The organism is Duganella phyllosphaerae (assembly GCF_001758785.1).
GTDB classification, from domain to species: Bacteria; Pseudomonadota; Gammaproteobacteria; order Burkholderiales; family Burkholderiaceae_D; genus Rugamonas; species Rugamonas phyllosphaerae.
Genome location: NZ_LROM01000158.1, coordinates 1 through 22,691 on the forward strand (window position 1 = coordinate 1; position 22,691 = coordinate 22,691).

Here is a 22,691-nt window from a genome sequence, read left to right on the forward strand (position 1 = left end):
CGGAATGAGGGAAACATTCGTATCATACGGCAATACTGGTGCGCACAATTGTGCGGCGGGGCCGGTTTCGGGCCACTTTTCGTGTCACTTACGCCAATTTACTTTTTCTGCAGGAAATCCAGCAGCGTGGCGGCCACCACCTTGGTCGCGTTGCGCAAGTCGTCGAGGCTGAGGCGCTCGTCGGCCTTCTTGGCGTTCGATTCGGGCACCGTGCGCGGGCCGGCGCCGTACAGCACCGCCGGAATCCCGTGTTCGCCGTACAGGCGCGCATCCGCGTACAACGGCGTACCCTGGGCAGGAATGGTCTCGCCCAGGTAGGTTTGGGCATTGTGCTGGAGGCTGGCCACCAGTTGCGCGGTGCCGGGCAGTTCGCGCAGCGCGTGCGACAGCAGCAGGCGGCGGATCTCGAGCGTGATGCCCTCCTGCCCCGTCACAGCTTTCTCGATCAGCGCCCGCACCTGCGCCTCCACCTGCACCGGGTCTTCCTCGGGAATCATGCGCCGATCGAGCTTGAGCACCACCTTGCCCGGCACCACATTGGTATTGGTGCCGCCGTCGATGCGGCCCACCAGCATGGTTGGCGAGTCGATGCCGGCAATCTTCGACTTGATCTTTTTGAGCTCGGGCAGCTCGTCGTAGATGGCGTTGAGGATGCGAGTGGCCGCCTGTAAGGCGTCGTGGCCCGTCTCCGGCATGGCGCCGTGGCCGGACTTGCCGTGCACGGTCACTTCCAGTTGCAGGCAGGCGTTGTGGGCGGTGACGATGGTGTAGCTGAAGCCGGCGGCGATCACGTAATCGGGCTTGGTGAGCTTTTGTTCGAGCAGCCAGCCGGGGCCCAGCAGGCCGCCGAATTCCTCGTCGTAGGTAAAGTGCAGTTCCAGCGCGCCTCGCAACGGCACGCCCAGCGCTTCCAGGGCGCGGGTGGCGAAGATGTAGGTGGCGAAGTCGCACTTGGAGACGGCGGCGGCGCGGCCGTAGATGTAGCCGTTATCAATCACGCCGCCGTAGGGCGGATAGGTCCAGTTGTCACCGGGCGGCACCACGTCGCCGTGGGCATTCAGCGCAAGCGTGGGGCCGCCGCTGTCGTACGGGCGGCGCACGATCAGGTTGGTGATGGACTCCATGCCGTAGTCGCGCACCTGTTCTTGCGGAACCGCGTGCTGCTCGGCGGTCCAGCCGTAGGCTTGCACCAGTTGCGCCACCATCTCTGCGTGCGGCGCGTTGTTGCCGGGCGGGGTATCGGTGGGGATGCGCAGCAGTTGCTGGAGCACGCCCACCTGTTCGTCGAAGTGGGCGTCGATCCACTGCGCCAGTTGTGCTTTTTGGTCGTTCATGATGTCCTTCATTTTGCACCGGCCTCGTACCAGGCGGCGATTTGTGCGCGTTCGGCGTCGGTCATCTGCGTCAGGTTCGCCAGTGGCATGGCTTTCAACTGGACCGTCTGCTTGTAGATCTTCTCGGCGTTCTGGCGAATCTCCGCCTCGTTCTCGAGCATGATGCCGGCCGGCGCGGCCGCAAAGCCGGCCTGCTTCGGTTGCGCCGCGTGGCACGCCACGCAGCGGTGGTCGATGATGGTTTTCACTTGCGCGAATTCTTTCGCAGATGACTGCGGATCGACGGCCGGCGCGCTCGCTACGGCCACCGGGCGCGCAGGTGCAATCGCCACGGCCACCGCCGCCAGCAGCGCCAGGCCGATCACCGGATAGCGCCACTCCACGCGGCCCTTGTGGCGCAAGTTGAAGAAGTGGCGGATGAACACCCCGGCCGCCATGATCATGGCCAGCACCAGCCACGAGTACTCGTGGCGGTACGTCATCGCGTAGTGGTTGCTGATCATGATGAACAGCACCGGCAAGGTGAAGTAGTTATTGTGCACGCTGCGCTGCTTGGCCTTCTGGCCGTGCACCGGGTCCGGCATGCGGCCGGCCGACATGGCTTCGACCATCTTGCGCTGGCCAGGAATGATCAGCATCAGCACATTGCCCACCATGATGGTGCCGATCAGCGCCCCCACGTGGATGTACGCTGCGCGGCCGCTGAGCACATGGGTCAGGCCATAGGCGGCGGCAACGATCAGGATAAAGATCACCACGCCGAACCAGAAGTCATGCTTGCCCAGCGGTGAGCGGCACAGCAGGTCGTACACGGTCCAGCCGACGACCAGGGTACCGATACCGATGCCCACCGCCTGCCAGCTGGTGATGTCGGCCACCGATTTGTCGATCATCATGGCCTGGGCGTTGAAGTAGTAGGCGATCGTCAGCAGCGCGATGCCGGAGAGCCAGGTGGAATAGGCTTCCCATTTGAACCAGTGCAGCTCCTTCGGCAGTTCGGCCGGCGCCACCAGGTATTTTTGCGGATTGTAAAAGCCGCCGCCGTGGACCGCCCACAGTTCGCCCGACACGCCTCTTTTTGCCAGTTCCGAACCCGGCGCCGGTGGCCGGATCGAGTTATCGAGCCACACGAAATAGAACGACGCACCGATCCAGGCGATGCCGGTGATGACGTGGAGCCAGCGTACCAGGAGGTTGAGCCATTCGAGGCCATATGGGACGAGGTACGCGAACAATTCCATGGCTAGTCTTTCAGGTCGGGGCTGTGGCTAATTTACAGAAGATAGCCGCAAATGCTGCAATGCACATGAACTATCGAGTATATTAAACATATCGTATCCCGTATAACCTGAACAAGACTTTTCATGGCCGCTCTGCCGCAACACCTGGACCTGCACCTGATCCGCATCCTGTACATGCTGCTGGTGGAGAAAAACGTCTCGCGGGTGGCGCTCAAGCTCAATCAGCCGCAGCCCTCGATCTCGGCGTCTCTGCGCAAGCTGCGCGAGCTGACCGGCGATCCGATCCTGGTGCGCGGCGCCCGTGGCATGGTGCCCACCCAGCACGGCGAGAGCCTGCTGCTGCCGGCCAAGCGCATCCTCGACGAGACCGAGAACCTGTTCTTGAAAAAGTCGCCGTTCGTGCCGCAGATCGAAGCGCGCACCTTCCACGTGGCCGCACCCGATTATCTCGACAGCCAGTTCCTGCCCAACCTTGTTGCGCTTTTACGACGCGGCTCACCGAATAGCCGCGTCAAGATCCACAGCCTCGGTCCACGCGTGGACTACGTGCGCCTGCTCTCGGACGGCGACATGGACCTGGTGATCGCCAACTGGGACGAACCGCCCGAGCACCTGCACATGTCCAAGCTGTTCGAAGACCCGATCACCTGCGTGATGCGCGCCGACTGCCCGTACGCGCTGCGCACCCCCAGCGACGCCATGACGCTCGACGACTACCTCACCCTGCCCCACGTGGCGCCCACCCAGCTGATGCCAGGCTACCTGGGCGTGATCGACGATTTCCTCGACCGCCAGGGCTTGCAGCGCAACGTGGTGGTGGAGTCGGCATATTTTGGCCTGATCCCCAACATGCTGGCGCAGACCGACCTGGTACTGACCACCGGGCGCCAGTTCGTGCGCCAGTACGAAAAGCAGATGCCGTTGAAGACCTACGCGCTGCCGGTCAAATTCCCGGCAATGCGCTTTTACCAGCTGTGGCACGAGCGCGTGCACCAGGCGCCGGAACACAAGTGGTTAAGAGACCAGGTGGCGGCTGCGGCCAAGGGATTGGTGCTGAAGTAAGCGTGCGGCTATAGCTCCTACCTGGCGCCGCATATGTCACGCCTACGCCACGCGCGCTATTATCGGGGCTACATAACGGACACCCACGCCATGACCACCCTCTCCGAGCTCAATCGCTGCGACGCCGCCACCTTCATCGACCGCCTGCACGGCATCTACGAACACTCGCCATGGATCCCCGAACGCGCCGCCGCCCGGCGCCCGTTCGCCAGTGAAACCGCGCTGAAGCTGGCATTGCAGGACGTGGTGACCAACGCCACGCTCGACGAACAACTGGGCCTGATCCGCGAACACCCGGAACTGGCCGGCAAGGCCGCGGTCGCCGGCCAGCTCACGATGGAATCCACCAGCGAACAGGCGGCATCCGGCCTGCACCTGTGCAGCGCCGAGGAATACGCCACGCTGCACCAGCTCAACGCCGACTACAACGCCAAATTCGGCTTCCGGTTCATCCTGGCGGTCAAAGGCCCCACCGGCAAGGGCCTCACGCGTCGCCAGGTGATCGCCGCCTTTGCCCGCCGCCTGAAAAACCGCCGGCCCGACGAAATCGCCGAATGCCTGCGCCAGATAAAGCGCATCGCCGAGATCCGCCTGAACGACCTGCTGGGCGTCACGCTCGCCTTCGGTCCGGCCATTATGGAGTGGGCGGAAACCATCGCCGCCTGGAGCGATGTGGAAGTGGGCGAAGACCAGGACTTCGACCTCACCTGCGCCTACCTGACACCGGCCCACCAGCGCACCGCCGCGCAGCTGCGCGACTGGATGACCGAAGCCGGCATGGACGCCAACATCGATGCGGTGGGCAACGTGGTCGGCGTGTACCGCTCCGATGCACCGGGCGCCAGGACCCTGATGACCGGCTCCCACTACGACACCGTGCGCAACGGCGGCAAGTACGACGGGCGCCTGGGCATCCTGCTGCCGATCGCCATCGTGCGCCACCTGCACCAACTCGGCGAGCAGTTGCCGTTCCACCTGGAGGTGGTGGGCTTTGCCGAAGAAGAAGGCGTGCGCTTCAAGAGCACCTTCCTGGGCAGTAACGCGATCACCGGCCGCTTCGACCTGGCGCTGCTCGACCAGCAGGACGCCGACGGCATCTCGATGCGCGCAGCATTGGCCGCCGCCGGCCACGACTTCACCCGCATTCCCGACATCGCCCGCAAGCCGGAAGAACTGCTCGCCTTCGTGGAAGTGCATATCGAACAAGGCCCGGTGCTGCTGCAGCGTGACCTGGCGCTGGGCGTGGTGACGGCGATTGCCGGCAGCTCGCGGTACCTGGTGCAACTGACCGGCCTGGCCAGCCACGCCGGCACCACGCCGATGGCCATGCGCAAGGACGCCGCCGCCGCTGCCGCAGAAATCGTGCTGCTGGTCGAACAGCGCTGCGCGCAGGCGCCTTCGCTGGTCGGCACCGTCGGCCAGCTGGAAGTGCCGGGCGGCTCGGTCAACGTGATCCCGGGCGCCTGCAAGCTCTCGCTCGACATCCGCGCGGCTGACGACGCGGTGCGGCTGGCAGCGGTGCAGGATGTACTGGATGGTATTGCCGCCATCTGCGAACGCCGACAGGTGGAATTCGCGCTCGAACAGATCGTCGATGCGGCCGCCGCACCCTGCGCGCCGCGCCTGATGGACCAGTTGGGCGCCGCCGTGGAACGCGCCGGCCTCCCGCGCTTCGATCTGCTCTCGGGCGCCGGCCACGACGCGATGGCAATGGCAGCGATGACCGACGTCGCCATGCTGTTCACCCGCTGCGGCAACGGCGGCATCAGCCACAATCCGCTGGAAACCATGACTGCGGACGACGCCGACATCGCGGCGCGGGTGCTACTCGATTTCATCCGCAACTTCTAAGCTTCGGGGTCAGTGCCGACATTCGGACACGGCCTCAACAGATCATGGCAGAGCTCGTGTCTGAATGTCGGCACTGACCCCGAACTCAAGGTTGTGGTGTGCTGTTCCTGTCGGCCGTGACCGGCACATACACCAGCCCGAACAGCTTGGCGTATTCTGCCATGCTAGAAAGCCCGATGCTGCGGCGGCGCGCATCGACGTTGGCCTCGTCCTCGATCGGCTGAAAATGCAATGGCTCGCCAACCAGCTGGCTGCCGTAGAGTTGTGGCTTGCCCTCGGCTACGCGTAGCCTGTCCTCCAGCAGCGCCAGCTGCGCGCCGAGCGCATCGTGACGCTCCACGGCCTGGCGCAGCAGGGGCAGGTACTTGCGCTGGGTGGCATTATCTGAGTGCTGCAATACCAGGAAGGCGGTCTGCGACGCCGCGCCGGCAAAGCGCAGGCCGGGCCAGCCGAAGGTGTCGACAATTTCCGACAAACGCTTGGTGTTGGCAACATCGATGGCAGTTTGCTGCCGCCAGTCTTCGTCGGTCAGGCTGGCGCCGGTGGCGTCCCGTCCCCGGTACAACTGGTCGGACGCCGACATCTTCACCAGGTCCTGCACGGCCCTGGCGCGTTCGGCGCTAATGGATTCCCTCGACATGACGACGTCTTCGCCGAAAAAAACGATCGGCTGGCCCGCCGGTGGCGTCAATCTTCCCTGCACGTTGTCGGCGTAACGTATGCGCTTGTCATCGCTCTCGGTATTGTTGGACACTGCCCTGAATTCCACCGTGCCCCCGATCGGAAAAATCATGCCGCCGACCGGCTTGCCGTTGGCATAAAACGAGATCGTGGTCTGGCTCAGACTCTCCTGGGCATGGCTGACCTGCGTTAGCCCCAGTAGCGCGGCAATCAACAACCAGCGTAGCCTCAAGACGCCACCCTGCCCGCCCGCTCCAGCATCGCATGCAACAGCACATTGCACCCGGCCTCCAGGTGCTCCGGCTTGGCGTCCTCGATTTCGTTGTGGCTGATGCCGTCCTTGCACGGCACGAAGATCATGCCCGATGGCGCCAGCCGGGCCGCATAAATGGCGTCGTGGCCGGCGCCCGATACCACGTCCATGGTCGAGTATCCCAGCTTGGCGGTGGCGCTGCGCACCGCGTTCACGCAGTCGGGATGGAACGGGCATGGCGGATAGTACGACACGCGTTCGAGCGCGATCGTCAAGCCGGTGTCGCTGCGGGCCTGGTCGAGGAACGCCAGCAGCTCGCCGTGCATGGTGTTGAGCAGTTCGTCGTTGACGTTGCGCAGGTCGATGCTGAACTTGACTTCGCCCGGAATCACGTTGCGGCTGTTGGGGAACACCTGCACCATGCCCACCGTGCCGCGACCGTATGGCGGGTAGCGGTTGGCAATCGCCACCACTTCCTGCATGATCAACGTCGACACCTGCAAGGCGTCGCGGCGCAGCCCCATCGGCGTGGGGCCGGCGTGCGCTTCCATGCCGGTCACCACGCAGTCATACCACGACAGGCCCATCACGGCCGGCACCACGCCGATCACCTTGTCGGCGTCTTCCAGCACCGGTCCCTGTTCGATATGGGTCTCGAAATAAGCGCCGATCGGATGCTGGCCCGGCACCTGGTCGCCCTTGTAGCCGATGCGCTCCAGTTCCTCGCCCACGGTCTTGCCATCGGTGTCCTTCGCAGCGTACGCGGTCTCCAGGCTGAAAGCGCCGCAGAATACGCCGGAGCCCATCATCACCGGCACGAAGCGCGACCCTTCCTCGTTGGTCCAGAAGGCCACCTCGATCGGCGCCTCGGTCTGGATGTTCAAATCGTTCAGGGTGCGCACCACTTCCAGCCCGGCCAGCACGCCGTAATTGCCATCGAACTTGCCGCCGGTGGGTTGGGTGTCGATATGGCTGCCGGTCATCACCGGAGGCAGCGCGTTGTTGGCGCCGTCGCGGCGCATGAAGACGTTGCCGATCTGGTCGATGGTGATCGACATGCCGGCTTCCCTGCCCCACCCGACCACCAGGTCGCGGCCCTGTTTATCGAGATCGGTGAGCGCCAGGCGCTTGACGCCGCCCTTGGCGGTCGCGCCAATTTTGGCCAGTTCCATCAGCGCCGCCCACAGGCGGTCGCCATTGATGCGCATGTCGGTCATGGTCAGGCTCCTTGGTTGAATGCAGGGCGGTCGATGTGGCGGCCAGCACCGGCCACCGCCATCAGTTCGCCGCGATGAAATACCACCACGCCCGCCGCCAGCGTGGTGGAAGGGATGCCCTTGACGGTGCGCCCTTCGAACACATTGAAGCCGCCCTTGGCGAACTGGGTTCTGGCCGAAATGGTGCGGGTGCCCTCCGGGTCCCACACCACGATATCGGCGTCCGCACCGACCGCAATCACGCCCTTGCGCGGATAGATGTTGAAGATTTGCGCGGCGTTGGTGGAGGTCACACGGACGAATTCCGACGGCGTGAGCACGCCGGTATTCACGCCCGCATCCCACACCACCGACATGCGGTCTTCCACGCCGCCGCAGCCGTTGGGGATCTTGGTGAAATCGTCTTTGCCGGCTGCTTTTTGCTCGGCGCAGAAGGTGCAGTGGTCGGTGGCAGTGGTATGCAGGTTGCCGCTTTGCAGACCGTTCCACAGCGCCTTTTGATGATGCTTGCTGCGAAACGGTGGGCTCATCACGTGGCCCGCCGCAAACTCCAGGTCGTCGCTCTGGTACACGCTGTCGTCGATCACCAGGTGGCCGGCCAATGCTTCGCCGTATACGCGCTGGCCGTTGGACCGCGCGCGGGTAATCGCGTCCAGCGACTCTGCGCACGAGACGTGGACGATGTACACCGGCGTGTTCAATACATTGGCAATCGCGATGGCGCGGTTGGCCGCTTCCGCTTCCACCGCCGGAGGGCGCGACAGCGGATGCGAGCTGGGACCGGTCAGCCCCTTTTTCAGCAGGTCCTGCTGCAGCTGGTACACCAGCTCACCGTTCTCCGCGTGCACGGTCGGAATCGCCCCCAGTTCCAGCGACCGGCGGAAGCTTTTGACCAGGGTTTCGTCGTCGGCCATGATGGCGTTCTTGTATGCCATGAAGTGCTTGAAGCTGTTGACGCCATGGTCGCGCACCAGGATGCCCATGTCGCGGTGCACGGTATCGTCCCACCAGGTGATCGCCACGTGGAAGGTGTAGTCGCCGGCCGACATGGCGGACCACTCGCGCCACTGCTGGTAGGCTTCGATCAGGTTCTGCTTCGGCGCGGGTATCACGAAGTCCATGATGGTGGTGGTGCCGCCGGCCAGGCCAGCTGCCGTGCCGGTGAAAAAATCGTCGGCGGTGACGGTGCCCATGAAGGGCAGATTCATGTGGGTATGGGTGTCGATCCCGCCCGGCATCACGTACTGGCCGGTGGCGTCGATCACCCTGGCCGACGCCGGAGCGTCGAGGTTCTCGCCCACGGCCACGATCTTGTCGCCGTAGCAAAGCACATCGGCGCGGAAGGCGCGGTCGGCGTTGACGACGGTGCCGCCCCGGATAATGGTGGTCATACAGGTCTCCTGTTTTTCTAACGTCAAGGGTGAACCGGCGCGCCGACGGCAGGCACGGTCTTCCCCTTCATCATGATGCCGTAGACGGTGGCCGAAATGGCCACGCCGACAAACCAGGCATACGTATAAATCGTTTTGAACAATTCGCCCACGTCCGGGAACGAGGCCGGGAAGGCGGCGTTGAGAAAGCCGGGAATATTGGGCAGCACGCCGATGATGAACGCCACCAGTGCGGCCATGTTCCACCCATTCCCGTAAGAGTACTGCCCGTCCTCGCGATACAGCTCATCGACATTGAGCTCGGTCTTGCGCACCAGGTAGTAGTCAACGATCAGGATGCCGGCGATGGGACCGAGCAGCGCCGAGTAGCCGATCAGCCAGGTGAAGATATAGCCCTCGGTCGACTCCAGTATTTTCCACGGCATCATGACGATGGCGATTGCCGCCGTCAGGTAGCCGCCGGTGCGGTAGGTGATCTTGCTGGGCGCGAGCGCCGAGAAATCGTAGGCCGGGCCCACCAGGTTGGCCGCCAGGTTGACCGACACCGTGTCGATCAGCAGGATGATCAGCGCCACCAGCACGGCCACGCCGGTCATGCGGCTGGCCAGGTCCACCGGATCCCAGATCGCCTTGCCGTACAGGACCACGGTGGCTGAGGTGACGATCACCGCCATCATCGACAGCAGCGCCATCGGCACCGGCAGGCCCACCGACTGCCCCACCACCTGGTCGCGCTGGGTTTTGGCAAAACGGGTAAAGTCGGGAATATTCAGGGCCAGCGTGGCCCAGAAACCGACCATGGCGGTCAGCGATGGCCAGAATACTGACCAGAACTGGCCCACCTTCTTGCCGCCTTCAACAAACTGCGACGGCGCCGACAGCAGGTCGCCGAAGCCGCCGGCCTTGCTGTGCACCCAGCCCAGCAGGACGAAGCAGATCAGGATTTTCAAAGGTGCGGTGTAGGTTTCGAGCTTGCGGATCGATTCCATGCCGTGCACGATGTAGTACAGCTGGATGGCCCAGAACCCCAGGAAACACAGCAACTGCGCACCATTGATGCCGAGGATAGCGATTTTTGCGCCACCGATCTCGCCGCCCATCAGCACACCGAGCAAGGTGTAAATCATCTGCCCGCCGAACCAGGTCTGGATGCCGTACCAGCCGCAGGCGACGATGGCGCGCATCAGTGCCGGCAGCTTGGCGCCGGCCGTGCCGAACGACGCCCGCGCCAGCACCGCGTACGGAATGCCGAACTTGGTGCCCGCGTGGCCGATCAACAGCATCGGCAACAGCACGATGGCATTCGCAATGAACACCGTCATCACCGCCTGCCAGCCCGACATGCCGCCCTCGATCAAACTGGCCGACAAGGTGTACGCCGGGATGCACATCACCATGCCCACCCACAGCGCCGCGAAGTGATACCAGCGCCAGGTACGCTGCGCGGCGGTGGTAGGCGCCAGGTCTTCATTCCACAACTGCGTGCTGCTCGTTTTGCTGGGGTTATTCACGGTCACGGGGCGGACTCCAAAGGTTGATCGACAATCTTCTGCGAATCCAACGCTGCGCCGTCAATTGGATTCCTGCCTGCGCAGGAATGACGGCTCGTCGGTCTTCGGTGTGACTGCTGCAAGTTTCGTACCCAGGAAAATCAGACAGACTCCGCCACCGCAGGCCGCTCCGCGCGCGGATTACGCGGGTCCTGGGTCCAGTTCATGTACGGCTTGCCGGTATGCTGCGGCACCATCGTGATGCAGCCCTGCACCGGGCAGGTGATCTCGCACAGGTTGCAGCCCACGCATTCGTCCTTGATCACCTCGTAGGTGCGCACGCCGGCAGCGTCGATCAACTGGCTGATCGACTGGTGCGACGTGTCTTCGCACGCCACGTAACAGCGGCCGCACTTGATGCAGTCGTCCTGGTTGATCTGGGCGATGACCTGGTAGTTCATGTTCAGGTATTTCCAGTCGGTGGTGTTGGGCACGGCCTTGCCGACAAAGTCGCTCACCCTGGTGTAACCCTTCTGGTCCATCCAGCGCGACAGGCCGTCCTTCATCTCCTCGACGATGCGGAAGCCATGCAGCATGGCGGCCGTGCACACCTGCACGCAGCCAGATCCCAGCGCCATGAACTCGGCCGCATCGCGCCAGTTGCCGATGCCGCCGATGCCGGAAATCGGCAAGCCGGCGGTGGCCGGATCGCGGGCGATTTCCGCCACCATGTTCAGTGCGATCGGCTTGACCGCCGTGCCGCAATAGCCACCGTGGGTGCTGGCGCCGCCGACGACCGGGTACGCCACCATCTGGTCCAGGTCCAGGTGCGTGATCGAGTTGATGGTGTTGATCAGCGAGACCGCATCGGCCCCGCCAGCCTTGGCTGCACGGGCCGGCGCGCGCACGTCGGTGATGTTGGGCGTGAGCTTGACGATGACCGGCAGCTTGCTGTGAGTCTTGCACCAGCGCGTGACCATTTCCACGTACTCGGGCACCTGGCCCACGGCCGCGCCCATGCCACGCTCCGGCATGCCGTGCGGGCAGCCGAAATTGAGTTCGATGCCGTCGGCGCCGGTCGCTTCCACCAGCGGCAGGATGTCGGCCCACAGCTTTTCTTCGCACGGCAGCATCAGCGAGACGATGATCACGCGGTCGGGCCAGTCCTGCTTGACCTGCGTGATTTCCTGCAGGTTGATCTCGAGCGAACGGTCGGTAATCAGTTCGATGTTGTTAAAGCCGATCACCTCGCGGTTCTTGCCATACAAGGCGGAATAGCGCGACGAGACGTTGACGGCCGCCGGGTCTTCACCGAGCGTTTTCCACACCACGCCGCCCCAGCCGGCCTCGAAGGCGCGCACCACGTTGTAGGCCTTGTCGGTGGGCGGTGCGGACGCGAGCCAGAACGGATTGACGGATTTGATGCCGCAAAATTCGATGCTCAGGTCAGCCATGTACGGCCTCCGGTTTGAGGTGGATATTAGGGTTGATGTCGCTGTGGATGGCGTGCGCTGCCAGCTTGCCGTGTTGTACCGCCTGCACCGTCAGGTCCTGTCCCGGCGCCACGCAGTCGCCACCGGCGTAGATCTTCGGCAGCACGGTGCGGAACCGGTCATCGACATGAATTTTGTCGCCGTCGCGCTTGAGCGTGGCAGCGAGCGGATCGCTGATGCTGCTGGTATCCATGCCCTGGCCGATGGCCTTGAAGATGGCGTCGGCCGCGATCTCGAACGTCTCGCCGGTGCCGGTCAAGCGGCCACTGATATCGGTGGTGCGCTCGAAGCGCATGCCGCGCACGCGGCCCGCGTCGTCGAGCAGCACCTGCTGCGGTTGCGCCCACGTGCGCATGCGCACCTGGTTCTCCTTGGCGATGTGCTGTTCGTGCGCGGTGGCGCTCATCGCCTCGAAGCCACGGCGGTACACCAGCGTTACTTCCTCCGCGCCGAGGCGCTGGATCTGCACCGCCATATCGATGGCGGTGTTGCCGGCGCCGATGACGATCGCGCGCGATGGCAGCGGCAAGGCAGCGAGGTCGCTGGCCTGGCGCAGTTCGGCGATGTAGTCCACCGCTGCCAGCAGGCCCGGTGCATCTTCGCCGGTCAGGCCCAGCTGCTTGCTGGCGCCCAGGCCCAGGCCGAGGAATACGGCGTCGTACTGTGCATGCAGATCTTTCAGCTGCAGGTTGGCGCCCAATTTCTGGCCATGGCGTATCTCGATGCCGCCGATCTCGAGCAGGAAGTTCACTTCCTTCTGCGCGAAGTTATCGGTCAGCTTGTATTTGGCGATGCCGTATTCGTTGAGGCCACCCGATTTTTCCTGCGCCTCGAACACCACCACGTCGTTGCCCAGCATGGCCAGGCGGTGCGCACACGACAGGCCGGCCGGTCCGGCGCCCACCACGGCGATGGTTTTGCCGGTGGATGAGGCGCGCGCAAACGGGTGATTGGAGAGCGCCATGTTATCGACCGCGTAGCGTTGCAGCAGGCCGATTTTCACGGGCTGGCCTTCAGCATCATGGTTGCGCACGCAGGCGTCTTCGCACAGGATTTCGGTGGGACACACGCGCGCGCAGCTGCCACCCAAAATGTTCTGCTTGAGGATGCCGGTGGCTGCGCCGTTGATGTTTTCATCGTGGATGTTGCGGATGAAACTGGCGACGTCGATGCCGGTCGGGCAGATGCGCGTGCATGGTGCGTCGTAACAGTACAGGCAGCGTGCGCTTTCGATGGCAGCCTGGCGCGCATTGAGCGCAGGCGCCAGGTCGGTGAAGTGGGAAGCCAGTTGGGCATTGGCTTGCTTTGGATGCGGCATGTAGTTCAGAGATTCGATCATCATCTTTTCCTGGCGAATTGCTTGGTGTGAACGTGATGCCTGAGAGCGGCCTTACTTCATCTGGGGGAATGCAAATTCCGCGCCAGCCGTCGAGGTATTGGGCCAGCGTTCCATCACTGCTTTATGCCGCGTGTAAAAGCGCACGCCTTCCGGTCCGTAGGCGTGATGATCGCCGAACAGGCTGCGCTTCCAGCCGCCGAAACTGTTGAACGCCATCGGTACCGGCAGTGGCACATTCACCCCCACCATGCCCACCTGGATTTGCCGCACGAACTCGCGCGCGGTACCGCCGTCGCGCGTGTAGATCGCCACACCGTTGCCGTACTCGTTGCGATTGATCAGTTCCACCGCGCTGCCCACGTCGGGCAGGCGCACGATGCACAGCACGGGGCCGAAAATCTCTTCCTTGTAAATGCTCATGTCGGGCGTGACATGATCGAACAAGGTGCCGCCGACGAAGAAGCCGTTTTCGCGTTCGGGCACTACGTGGTTGCGGCCATCGACCACCAGCGTTGCGCCTTGGGCCACGCCTTCGCCGATCAGTTTTTCGATGCGCTGCTTGGCGGCGCTCGATACCACCGGCCCCATTTCGGCGTCATGTGCCATACCGTCGCGCACTTTCAGTGCGGCCGTGCGCTGTGCCAGTGCATCGATGATTTTGTCGCCGGCGTCGCCCACCGCCACCACCACGGAAATGGCCATGCAACGCTCGCCGGCCGAGCCGAACGCCGCACCCATCAGGGCATCCACCGTCATGTCCATGTCGGCGTCGGGCATGACCACCATGTGGTTTTTTGCGCCACCCAAGGCTTGCACGCGCTTGCCGGCCGCGCAGCCGCGCGCATAAATGTATTCGGCAATCGGCGTGCTGCCGACAAAGCTCAGGGCCTGGATCGCCGGGTGATCGAGCAGCGCATCGACCGCCAGTTTGTCGCCCTGCACCACGTTGAACACGCCATCGGGCAGGCCCGCTTCTTTGAGCAATTTGGCGTGCAGCAGCGATGCCGACGGATCGCGTTCGGACGGTTTCAGCACGAAGGTATTGCCGCAGGCGATAGCGAGCGGGAACATCCACATCGGCACCATCACCGGGAAGTTAAATGGCGTAATGCCGGCCACCACGCCGAGCGGCTGGCGCACCGACCAGGCGTCGATGCCGCGCGAAATCTGCTCGGTGAATTCGCCCTTGAGCATTTGCGGAATGCCGACCGCAAACTCCACCATCTCGATGCCGCGCGCCACTTCGCCCTGGGCGTCGGCAAAAGTCTTGCCGTGTTCGAGCGTGACCACCGCCGCGAAATCGTCGATGTGCTGCTGGCACAGTTGCAGGTACTTGAACAGCACGCGGGCGCGCGTCAGCGGCGGCGTGGCGGACCACGCAGGAAACGCCGCTTCGGCTGCGTGCACGGCGGCGTCCACTTCTTCCGCGCTGGCCAGCGCCACGCGGGCGACCGGCTCGCCCAGGGCCGGGTTGAAGACATCCGCATAACGACCCGATGCCGTGTCCTGCTTGGCGCCGTTGATGAAGTGGGTGATGGTGTCCAGCTTGCTGTCGAGGTTGCTCATATGGTGGTTCCGCTTCAATCGAGGTTGTTCAAAATCGTGGCCAGCTTGCCGAACAATTCGTCGACGTGTTTTTTCTCGAGCACCAGTGGCGGCGAGAGCGCGATGATGTCGCCGGTCACGCGTATCAACACGCCGTCCGCAAATGCCTGCTTGAACGCGGCGAACGCGCGCGTGCCGGGCTTGCCGGCAATCGGCGCCAGTTCGATGCCGGCCACGAGACCGATGGTGCGGATGTCGATCACGTGCGGCAGGCCCTTGAGCGAATGCACGGCATCGGTCCAGTACTCGACCATGCCGGCCGCGTGGCCGAGGATGTCCTGTTCCTTGAACACTTCCAGCGTGGCCAGGGCTGCCGCGCATGCGATCGGGTGGCCGGAATACGTGTAGCCGTGGAACAGTTCGATGCCCGGCGGCGCGTCCATGAAGGCGTCGTGGATGTGCTGCTTGCTGAACACCGCGCCCATCGGGATGGTGCCGTTGGTCAGGCCCTTGGCGGTGGTCATCAGGTCCGGTTCGACGTCGAAGTAGTCGGCCGCGAACGGCGTGGCCAGGCGGCCGAAGCCGGTGATCACTTCGTCGAAAATCAGCAGGATGCCGTGCCTGGTGCACAGCTCGCGCAGGCGCTTCAGGTAACCCTTGGGCGGCACCAGCACGCCGGTGGAACCGGCCACCGGCTCCACGATCACGGCCGCGATGGTGGACGCGTCGTGCAGGGTGACGATGCGTTCGAGTTCGTCGGCCAGCTCGAAGCCGTGTTCCGGTTCGCCGCGCGTGTAGGCGTTCTTTTCGAGGTTGTGGGTGTGCGGCAGGTGATCGACGCCGGGCAGCATCACGCCGTACGGTTTGCGGTTGCCGGCGATGCCACCGACCGAGATGCCGCCGAAGCCCACGCCGTGGTAGCCGCGCTCACGGCCGATCAGGCGGGTGCGGCCAGCCTCGCCGCGCGCGCGGTGGTAAGCCAGCGCCATCTTCAGGGCGGTATCGACAGCCTCGGAGCCGGAGTTGGTGTAAAAGACGTGGCCGAAGCGGTGGTTGGTGTACGCCATCAGGCGGTCGGCCAGCTCGAACGCGGCCGGGTGGCCCATCTGGAACGTGGGCGCGAAGTCGAGCTGCCCCACCATTTCGCGCACGGCGGCGACGATCCTGGGCTGGGCGTGGCCGCACGGTACGCACCACAGGCCGGCGGTACCGTCGAGGATGCTATTACCATCGACATCCTTGTAGTACATGCCTTCGGCGGAAACCAGCAGGCGCGGGTTGGCCTTGAAATCGCGGTTGTTAGTGAAGGGCATCCAGAACGATGCCATGGAGTCGGGGCGGGACAGGTTCATGCATATCTCCATGAAGGGGAACTTTTGACGACCCGTAAAAAAATTTTACAAGTGGCAAAACGATGATGCAATAATAGTCAGCGATATAACTATGGCACATATACAAAGACGGTAAAACAGCCCAACCGTATTGGTGGTAAAAACAGTACAGTTTTGATTTGTGCACCAGGGGAGTCAAGCATGGAGGATGGAAACGTTGCGGTCGATCAAGCCGGCTGGCCCGTTCTCACCATAGAGCGCAGCAAAAAGGGCAGCCTGGTCGAGCAGATCGTGGCCGCGATCTCTGCCATGGTGGGCCGCCGCGATTTGCGAATCGGCACTAAAATGCCGTCGGTGCGGCAGTTTGCCAAGTGTAATGGCATCAGCACCTTTACAGTTGTGGAGTCGTACGACCGCCTGGTCACGCTGGGCCTGTTGATGTCGCGCCGCGGTTCCGGTTATTTCGTCGCGCGCCAGGACCTGCCGCCAGCGCTGACGCCGATGGCCCTGCACACCATGCCGACTGCAATCGACGCCCTCACCCCGGACCTGTATTCGGGCGTGTCCGAGGCGCTGGCCGCCGGCGTGGGCTGGCTGCCGCCCGAGTGGTACGGCGACGACACCGTGCTCGACGCCGTGCGCCACGCCATGCGCATTCCGTCGAACCGCCTGCGCGGCTACGGCCACTCGATGGGTTTTCCCACGCTGCGCCACCACCTGGCCGCCACGCTCAGCGACGACCTGTTCCCGGTCGATCCCGAGCAGATCCTGCTCACCCACGGCGCCACCCACGCGTTCGACCTGATTTTGCGCACCCTCACCCGCCCCGGCGACACGGTCTTCGTCGAGGACCCTGGCTACAGCAACCTGCATTCGCTGATCCTGCACCACGGCTGCATCGCGGTGGGCATCCCCCGCGGTGACAACGGCATCGACGTCGAACTGCTGGCGCGCCAGGCGGCCATGACGCAACCGAAGCTCATGTTCGTCAACACGGTGCTGCAAAACCCGCTGGGTACCTCGCTGTCGGCGGCGCAGGCGCACCGGTTGCTGGCCCTGGCCGAGCAGTTCGATTTCTGGCTGGTGGAAGACGATATCTACCGCGAACTGGCGCAGCGCGGCGAAGCGTCGCTGGCGGCGATGGACGGCTTGCGTCGCGTGATCCGGGTGGGCAGCTTTTCCAAGACGTTGTCGCCGGTGTTGCGGGTGGGGTCGATCTGTGCGTCCGCCTCGCTGCTGCCCGAACTGCTGCGCGTCAAAATGCTGGCGGGGCTCACCACGTCCGAGATCAACGAGCGCGCCGTGTATCACGCCATCAGCGCGCGGCCGTATAAACGCATGGTGGACAAGCTGGTGACGCAACTGGAATCGGGCCGCGAGCGCACCATCGAGAGCCTGCGCGGCATCGGCATGGTGCCGATAGCGAAGCCGCGCGGCGGCATGTTCGTCTCGGCCGGCTGGCAAAACCAGCCTCGCGCCGACTGCAACGGCAAGACCATCGCCGACGCCGCGCTCAAGGCCGGCATCCTGCTCTCGCCATGCGACTTTTTCATGCTGCGCCAGCCCGAGTCGGTCTGGTTCCGTTTCAATGTCGCCTACAGCAACCACCCGCAGCTGCTGGACTTCCTGCAGTCGGTCCGCCCTGCCTGAGAGAGCCGAATATGTCGATCACCAAATTGGAAGCCGCACCCAGGATCAAGCGCAGGGTGATCAACCGCGACAAGCTCGAAGCCGACATCGTGGCAGTTGCCGTGAAAGTGTTTGCCGAAAGCGGCTACGAGGGCGCCTCGATCGCCACCATCGCCGACCAGGCCGGCCTGTCGAAGCAGAACCTGATGTACTACTTCCCCACCAAGCAGGCCTTGTACGAGCGGGTGCTCGACGATGTGCTCGACGACTGGCTGGCACGGATGGAGAGCCTGGGGGCGGCCGACCAGCAACCGCAGGCGGTGTTGCGCGCCTACGTGCAGGCCAAGCTGAAGTTTTCGCGCGAGCAGCCGTGGGCGTCGCGCGTGTATGCAATGGAGGTGATCAGTGGCGCCCAGCTGTATGGGGCGCAGATCCAGCGCCGCGTGGTGCCACTGCTGCGCAAGGATATCGCGGTGTTCGAGCAGTGGATCGCAGCCGGCAAGATCGCCCCGGTCAACGCCACCCACCTGCTGTTCGCCATCTGGGCCATGACCCAGTCCTACGCCGACTTCGCACCGCAGATGGCGCTGGTACTGAACCGCAAGCAGCTGGTAAAAAAGGATTTCGACGACGCCGAACAGCTGATCGTCGACATGGTCCTTGCCGCCGTCACCGTACCGGCAGCAAGCAAGAGCGCCTGACAAGCGCTCAGGGCAAGGCGTAGGGCCGCAGACAGTACGAGCGTACGGCAAGGCGCTGCAACGCCGCCTTTAACGACTTTTCAGGGACCAAGAGCGCCTGACAACCGCTCAGGGCAAGGCGCAGGGCCGCAGACAGTACGAACGTACGGCAAGGCCCTGCAACGCCGCCTTTAACGACTTTTCAGGGACCAAGAGCGCCTGACAACCGCTCAGGGCAAGGCGCAGGGCCGCAGACAGTACGAACGTACGGCAAGGCCCTGCAACGCCGCCCTGAGTGGCTTGTCAGGCGCTCTTGCGGCGGCGGGCGATGAAGCCGAGCAATCCCAGGCCCGCCAGCATCATGGCGTAAGTCTCCGCCTCCGGCACGGCGGTAGCCAGGCTGCCGCTGAATTGTTGCAGGTGGACTTCGCCTTGCTGATTGAACGCCTTGGCGTAAACGCCGCCTTCGACGTTGGCGCCACCCCGGTTGCTGAACGTGCCGTCAGCCACCAGTACCTGGCCGACGAAGGTGCGATCCACGGTCACGCTGGTGGCGCCCGCGAAGTTCCAGATCAGCGAGCTACCCAGGCTGTTTGGGGCCAGGAAATTGGCGCTCAGCGACAGCGCCTTGTTGTCGGTGTTGAAGATCACCGTGCTGGCCTTGTTCAGGTTGAACGCGAACTCGCCGATATTCGATGAGAAGATCTGGCTGTCGAGCGAGGTCAGGTCGAACACCAGCACGCCGTTGGCGTTGCCGGTACCGCTGAAGGTGACCTTGTTGCCGGCAATCGCCACAGCCGCGTCCTTGCTGCCCTTGAGCGCCGACAGCTTGGTGCTCATATTGTTCATGACGTTGCTGAAGTCGGTGCTGCTGGCGGCGGCGCGGGTGCTGTTCATCACGGCGGTCGTCGCGGCCAACTTGTTATTGTTGTTGGTATTGGTGTAGCTGGCGGCGTGGCCTGCGCCATTGAAGTTGACGCCGTTGGCGGCGCCAGCCACCCAGGCGTTGCCGTTGAACGTCGTCGAAGTGGCGCTGCCGCCCACGTAGGTTTGGCCGGAGTTGACGATGATGCCGTTGGCGTTGCCGCCCACCACGGCGCCGAGGCCGTTCACATGCAGGTTGCCGCTGGCGTTACCGCCGACGGTCAGGCCGGCATAGGCCGACTTGGCGGTGTCCGAAGCGTGCTGGACATAATCGCCGCCCTGCAGGTTGCCGGCGACATAGGTACGGCCATCGACGTGCGAGGTCGAGGTCATGTCGCCCTTCACCACCACGTTGAATTGCTTGAGCATTTCGTCGGCCGTCAATGGTGCGGCGTGTGCAGCGCCAGCAAACAGGGTGGCAGCGGCAAGGGCGAGGCAGGTACGAACCATCATGGAGACTTATCCTAAGGAAATTAGTAGGGCGTTGTGATATCGATCAATTAGATTTCATAACCACAACAATGATTGCGATGATAGCACCACAATTGCATTTTGAATACTTTATTCTTTGCAATTTACAATTTTTTTTCGCGACACCCGCTATCGCCCACCTGCCAGCGCGCCCGCTGGTCGCGCGCAACGACCGCTTGTCCCGCCAAAACCGCAGTTGATCGCAAACCGCCCCCTTGCCGCGCCCGGCGCGGCTAAAGTGACGTCATCAACCACACTGACCCAGGGAGACCACCATGAGCAACTTTTTCCACAACACCGGCAACGTCGTCGATGAAATTACCCGCGCCTTCACCCAGGCGCTGCGCTACGGCGCACGCACCATCCGCCGCCTGTCCTGGCCGGCGCTGCTGGGTTGCGCGCTGGTGCTGGCCTTTATCGTCAGCATCCTGCCGCTGGCGTTGACGCTGTTTGCCATCTTCTTGCTGGTCAAGCTGGCGCTGGGCGGCTGCGACGGCCAGCGCGGCCGCACCGTCAAGGAACCGCTGCAATGAACTGATGGTGATTTCGCTTGAGCGCGATCAGGCTATACTGGATTTCACTCGAACTAATTTGCCGTTCGTTGATCGTAACAGTTCCACTTTCCGCAGAGGAGGAACCATGACCAGCATCCCCAAGCAAACCTTGTGCAACGTCGTGCCCTGCATGCGCTACCGCGATGCGCCGGCCGCCATCCAGTGGCTCGGCGACACCTTCGGCTTCGAAGCGCAAGTGATGGTGCCCAACGACGACGGCACCATCGCCCACGCCCAGCTGGTCTTCGGTCACGGCATGATCATGCTCAGTTCGGTTTTCAATACCGAGTTCGGCCGCTTGATGAAACAGCCTGCCGAGGTCGGGCAATTCGTCACGCAAAGCACCTATCTGGTGGTCAACGACGCCGACCATGTTTACAGCCGGGTGCTCGAGAGCGGCGCCGACATCCTGCTCGACATCAAGGACGAAGACTACGGCGGCCGGGGCTTTACCTGCCGCGATCCGGAGGGGCATATCTGGAGCGTGGGCACGTACGACCCGCAGCTCACTTAACTTGCCAGCGCAGCCACCAGCGCGTGGTCGCGCACCTGCGTGGGATTGAGTCCGATCACGTCGCGGTACAACGGCGGCATGGCGGCGCACACGGCGGCCAGGGCCGCCGCATCGATGCGCGGCGCCACATACTGCAACTGCGCCGGATTATGCGCCGGCAGCGGCCCCTCCATGGTCGAAGCCCAGGCGCCCAGGTCCATGAAACTCACCGCGCCGTGGTCCGGTCCGTGCGCGAACACGAACGTGCCTTCGCGCGGATGGCCCAGGTACAGCCGCACCTCTTCCTGCTGTGCGGCGCTGGCGCCGTCCATCAGCTTGTAGCGCAGCTGCGCATACGCGCGGGTGGTTTCCATGAAGGCGCTGCGAATACCCGACTGCGCCCGCTTGCCGGACATGCACAGCAGCAGGTTGCCGAAGGCGTCGAGCAGGGCCACGGCATCGCCCTCTTCCGCGCGGACCATGGCCTGCCGCAGGAACGGCGCCAGGCCGGCGTCCGGCACATGGGGCGCGCAGCGGTAGGTCAGCGCATCCGGATGCAGTTGCTTGAGGGCGCGTACGATGCGGTGATCCGGCGCCAGCGTGGCCGGGTCGCGCAGCTGTTCACGCGCGCGGTCGGCGCCGAACAGCGCCACCACTTCGCGCGAAGTGGCCTCGAACGCCAGCGCGCACAGCGCCTGGGTGGCTTCCGCAATGGTTTTACCGATGAAGAACGGCCGCGGCGTGGCGCCGGCGCCGGCGCGCGCATACAGCGAGGCGCCCAGCACCGCGGGGTAGCTGAAGCTGCGCTGCGCCTGGGCGCGCAAGCCAGCCGGCAGCGCGCCGAACGTGGCGTCGCAGTCATAGTTGATGCCGGCGATGCGGTCGGGGGCGGCGGCCACCACGTTGAAGCCGCCGGCCAGGATCGCGCCGCTGCACATGCAGCACGGGTCGAGCGTGGTGACGATGGTGATGTCCCCGGGCGCCGGCAGCGCACGGCCACGAGCGCGCTCGGCGTAGTACCAGTCGATCAACTGGCGTTCGCCGTGCGCGGTGGGGTCGAACACCAGGCCATGCCGGATTACGTTGTTGTGCAGCGACTTGAGCACGTTGCCGTGCTGGTCGAGCATCAGGCCACCGACGCCGAACGTGCCCTGGGTCTTGGCGGCGATGGCCTCGGCTGCCGCGATGGCAACGGCGGCCTGCACATCGATTGTCTTCTTGAAGACCAAGGAGTTACTTCTTCAGGTCGGCGCGGCCGAACCCGTTGGGCAGCTGGGCGGCGGCCGTGGTCTCCAGGATGTCGCCCTTGAGGTTGGTGAGCAGCACCGGCAGCTCGTCGCCGCCCAGCTCCAGGATCACCTGGCGGCAGGCGCCGCACGGGGCGATCGGGCCGTCGGTCTCGCCGATCACGACCAGCTGGTCGAAATCGCCGGGCTGGTAGCCGTGGGCAAAGGCGCTGAAGAAGGCGGTGCGCTCGGCGCAATTGCACAGGCCATAGGCGGCGTTTTCCACGTTACAGCCATGGAAGACCTTGCCGTCGCGGGTTTGCAGCGCGGCGCCGACCTTGAAGTTCGAGTACGGCGTGTAGGCCTTCAGGCGCGCGGCGGTGGCTTCGGCGATCAGTTCTTGTTTGTTCATGTCGTTGTCCTCTGAAACGTCATTCCCGCGCAGGCGGGAGTTCGTAAGTTATCCTGTATTCCGTCATTGCCGCG

General features: G+C 63.9%; 19 protein-coding genes. 6 read left to right on the plus strand and 13 right to left on the minus strand.

Translation table 11 applies throughout. The annotated features are described in order from the left end of the window. Nucleotides 1–98: 98 nt before the first annotated feature. Both DUPY_RS26925 and DUPY_RS26930 read right to left on the minus strand, forming a co-directional pair. A complete protein-coding gene (locus DUPY_RS26925; protein ID WP_070252399.1) occupies nt 99–1,334 on the minus strand; it encodes an ArgE/DapE family deacylase in 1,236 nt (411 codons plus the stop codon). An 8-nt stretch (nt 1,335–1,342) separates the two neighbouring features. Then, entirely contained in the window at nt 1,343–2,575 is a 1,233-nt protein-coding gene (locus DUPY_RS26930; protein WP_070252373.1) for a urate hydroxylase PuuD, read from the minus strand. 123 nt (nt 2,576–2,698) lie between these two features. Between DUPY_RS26930 and DUPY_RS26935 the strand changes: the two genes are divergently transcribed. Next, on the plus strand, nt 2,699–3,637 hold the full coding sequence (locus DUPY_RS26935) for a LysR substrate-binding domain-containing protein (protein ID WP_070252375.1): 939 nt from the start codon (nt 2,699–2,701) through the stop codon (nt 3,635–3,637). Nucleotides 3,638–3,727: 90 nt separating this feature from the next. Then, entirely contained in the window at nt 3,728–5,488 is a 1,761-nt protein-coding gene (locus DUPY_RS26940) for an allantoate amidohydrolase (protein ID WP_070252377.1), read from the plus strand. Nucleotides 5,489–5,573: 85 nt separating this feature from the next. Here DUPY_RS26940 and DUPY_RS26945 read toward each other — a convergent pair whose 3' ends face one another. The 8 genes from DUPY_RS26945 to aptA all read right to left on the minus strand — a co-directional run bounded on the left by DUPY_RS26945 (nt 5,574) and on the right by aptA (nt 16,249). Next, the gene (locus DUPY_RS26945; RefSeq protein ID WP_141749710.1) at nt 5,574–6,401 is read right to left on the minus strand and encodes a DUF6624 domain-containing protein; all 828 of its coding nucleotides are present in this window, start codon (nt 6,399–6,401) and stop codon (nt 5,574–5,576) included. Next, nucleotides 6,398–7,639: a Zn-dependent hydrolase gene (locus tag DUPY_RS26950; protein WP_070252378.1), complete on the minus strand. Its 1,242-nt coding sequence runs from the start codon at nt 7,637–7,639 to the stop codon at nt 6,398–6,400. Before DUPY_RS26950 ends, DUPY_RS26945 begins: the two co-directional genes overlap by 4 nt. Before the next feature lie 2 nt (nt 7,640–7,641). Next, the gene (hydA, locus tag DUPY_RS26955) at nt 7,642–9,030 is read right to left on the minus strand and encodes a dihydropyrimidinase (protein ID WP_070252379.1); all 1,389 of its coding nucleotides are present in this window, start codon (nt 9,028–9,030) and stop codon (nt 7,642–7,644) included. A 23-nt stretch (nt 9,031–9,053) separates the two neighbouring features. Next, nucleotides 9,054–10,547, minus strand: coding sequence for an NCS1 family nucleobase:cation symporter-1 (locus tag DUPY_RS26960; RefSeq protein WP_070252380.1), 1,494 nt, complete (start codon nt 10,545–10,547; stop codon nt 9,054–9,056). Between the two features lie 134 nt (nt 10,548–10,681). After that, nucleotides 10,682–11,974 carry an NAD-dependent dihydropyrimidine dehydrogenase subunit PreA gene (preA, locus tag DUPY_RS26965; protein WP_070252382.1) on the minus strand — a complete coding sequence of 431 codons (1,293 nt, stop codon included), beginning with the start codon at nt 11,972–11,974 and terminating at the stop codon, nt 10,682–10,684. Next, nucleotides 11,967–13,355: an NAD(P)-dependent oxidoreductase gene (locus DUPY_RS26970; protein ID WP_084640918.1), complete on the minus strand. Its 1,389-nt coding sequence runs from the start codon at nt 13,353–13,355 to the stop codon at nt 11,967–11,969. Before DUPY_RS26970 ends, preA begins: the two co-directional genes overlap by 8 nt. 48 nt (nt 13,356–13,403) lie before the next feature. Beyond that, entirely contained in the window at nt 13,404–14,918 is a 1,515-nt protein-coding gene (locus DUPY_RS26975; RefSeq protein WP_070252384.1) for a CoA-acylating methylmalonate-semialdehyde dehydrogenase, read from the minus strand. 14 nt (nt 14,919–14,932) lie between these two features. Further along, nucleotides 14,933–16,249: an omega-aminotransferase AptA gene (gene aptA / locus DUPY_RS26980; protein WP_070252385.1), complete on the minus strand. Its 1,317-nt coding sequence runs from the start codon at nt 16,247–16,249 to the stop codon at nt 14,933–14,935. A gap of 180 nt (nt 16,250–16,429) precedes the next feature. On the opposite strand from aptA, the gene DUPY_RS26985 reads away from it, so the two are divergent. Beyond that, entirely contained in the window at nt 16,430–17,878 is a 1,449-nt protein-coding gene (locus DUPY_RS26985; RefSeq protein WP_070252387.1) for an aminotransferase-like domain-containing protein, read from the plus strand. 11 nt (nt 17,879–17,889) lie between these two features. Beyond that, entirely contained in the window at nt 17,890–18,558 is a 669-nt protein-coding gene (locus tag DUPY_RS26990) for a TetR/AcrR family transcriptional regulator (RefSeq protein WP_070252389.1), read from the plus strand. Between the two features lie 282 nt (nt 18,559–18,840). Here DUPY_RS26990 and DUPY_RS26995 read toward each other — a convergent pair whose 3' ends face one another. Next, complete coding sequence (locus DUPY_RS26995) at nt 18,841–19,914, minus strand: collagen-binding domain-containing protein (RefSeq protein ID WP_229255526.1); 1,074 nt, start codon at nt 19,912–19,914, stop codon at nt 18,841–18,843. Nucleotides 19,915–20,207: 293 nt separating this feature from the next. On the opposite strand from DUPY_RS26995, the gene DUPY_RS27000 reads away from it, so the two are divergent. Both DUPY_RS27000 and DUPY_RS27005 read left to right on the plus strand, forming a co-directional pair. Beyond that, nucleotides 20,208–20,465 carry a hypothetical protein gene (locus DUPY_RS27000; protein WP_070252392.1) on the plus strand — a complete coding sequence of 86 codons (258 nt, stop codon included), beginning with the start codon at nt 20,208–20,210 and terminating at the stop codon, nt 20,463–20,465. Nucleotides 20,466–20,571: 106 nt separating this feature from the next. Further along, nucleotides 20,572–21,000 carry a VOC family protein gene (locus tag DUPY_RS27005; protein ID WP_070252394.1) on the plus strand — a complete coding sequence of 143 codons (429 nt, stop codon included), beginning with the start codon at nt 20,572–20,574 and terminating at the stop codon, nt 20,998–21,000. Here DUPY_RS27005 and DUPY_RS27010 read toward each other — a convergent pair. Next, nucleotides 20,997–22,208 (minus strand): cytidine/deoxycytidylate deaminase family protein, encoded by a 1,212-nt coding sequence (locus tag DUPY_RS27010; RefSeq protein WP_070252396.1) that lies wholly within the window; start codon nt 22,206–22,208, stop codon nt 20,997–20,999. The two genes, DUPY_RS27005 and DUPY_RS27010, sit on opposite strands and share 4 nt — an antisense overlap. A gap of 4 nt (nt 22,209–22,212) precedes the next feature. Further along, nucleotides 22,213–22,617: a cytidine deaminase gene (locus DUPY_RS27015; RefSeq protein WP_070252397.1), complete on the minus strand. Its 405-nt coding sequence runs from the start codon at nt 22,615–22,617 to the stop codon at nt 22,213–22,215. Nucleotides 22,618–22,691 lie beyond the last annotated feature (74 nt).